The organism is Paenibacillus sp. N119s (genome assembly GCF_059447605.1).
Genome location: NZ_JCAJRU010000466.1, coordinates 1 through 904, shown reverse-complemented (window position 1 = coordinate 904; position 904 = coordinate 1). Strand labels below are relative to the sequence as shown.

General features: G+C 48.8%; 7 tRNA genes. All 7 read right to left on the bottom strand.

The features are described 5' to 3' along the window. Nucleotides 1-68: transfer RNA gene (locus AC5V8P_RS25800), tRNA-Tyr, on the bottom strand. A gap of 17 nt (nt 69-85) precedes the next feature. Next, nucleotides 86-158: transfer RNA gene (locus tag AC5V8P_RS25795), tRNA-Phe, on the bottom strand. Between the two features lie 77 nt (nt 159-235). Further along, nucleotides 236-312 (bottom strand) — tRNA-Asp (locus AC5V8P_RS25790). Between the two features lie 19 nt (nt 313-331). Then, a tRNA-Thr gene (locus tag AC5V8P_RS25785) sits at nt 332-407 on the bottom strand. Nucleotides 408-411: 4 nt separating this feature from the next. Then, a tRNA-Val gene (locus AC5V8P_RS25780) sits at nt 412-487 on the bottom strand. Between the two features lie 10 nt (nt 488-497). Then, nucleotides 498-574 (bottom strand) — tRNA-Met (locus tag AC5V8P_RS25775). A 31-nt stretch (nt 575-605) separates the two neighbouring features. Beyond that, nucleotides 606-697: transfer RNA gene (locus AC5V8P_RS25770), tRNA-Ser, on the bottom strand. Nucleotides 698-904: the final 207 nt, after the last annotated feature.

Genomic DNA, 904 nt, shown 5'->3' with positions numbered 1-904 from the left:
TGATGGATTCGAACCACCGAACCCGTAAGGGAGCAGATTTACAGTCTGATGCGTTTGGCCACTTCGCTAATCCTCCATATAAAGGTGGCTCGGGACGGAATCGAACCGCCGACACGAGGATTTTCAGTCCTCTGCTCTACCGACTGAGCTACCGAGCCATATCCATTAACAAAAAAATAAAGTGCGGAGGGGTACCCCTTCCCACTTTAGTACGTCAAAATACTAAATTGAAAAATGGCGGAACTGACGGGATTCGAACCCGCGATCTCCTGCGTGACAGGCAGGCATGTTAGGCCTCTACACCACAGTTCCCTATATTTTTCAAAAAAAATGGTGCCGGCGAGAGGACTTGAACCCCCAACCTACTGATTACAAGTCAGTTGCTCTACCAGTTGAGCTACACCGGCACAATGGTGGAGGCTGAGGGGATCGAACCCCCGACCCTCTGCTTGTAAGGCAGATGCTCTCCCAGCTGAGCTAAGCCTCCTGGGTATGTATGGTAGCGGCGGAGGGGATCGAACCCCCGACCTCACGGGTATGAACCGTACGCTCTAGCCAGCTGAGCTACACCGCCATAACATAATAATTTACTAGCTTGTCCTAAATGGCGGAGAGAGAGGGATTCGAACCCTCGCACCACTTACGCAGTCTAACCCCTTAGCAGAGGGTCCCCTTATAGCCACTTGGGTATCTCTCCAAATAAACGGACTCGCTTAGTATTATTCTACAAGATATTCAAATTATCAACAAAGTGAATTTAAATATCAAACATAATTCCAAGGTGTTACACCCTGAAAACTGGATCCGAAACTCCATTGCATCTTATCTTAGGATAAGCCCTCGACCGATTAGTATTGGTCAGCTCCATGCATTACTGCACTTCCACCCCCAACCTATCTACCTC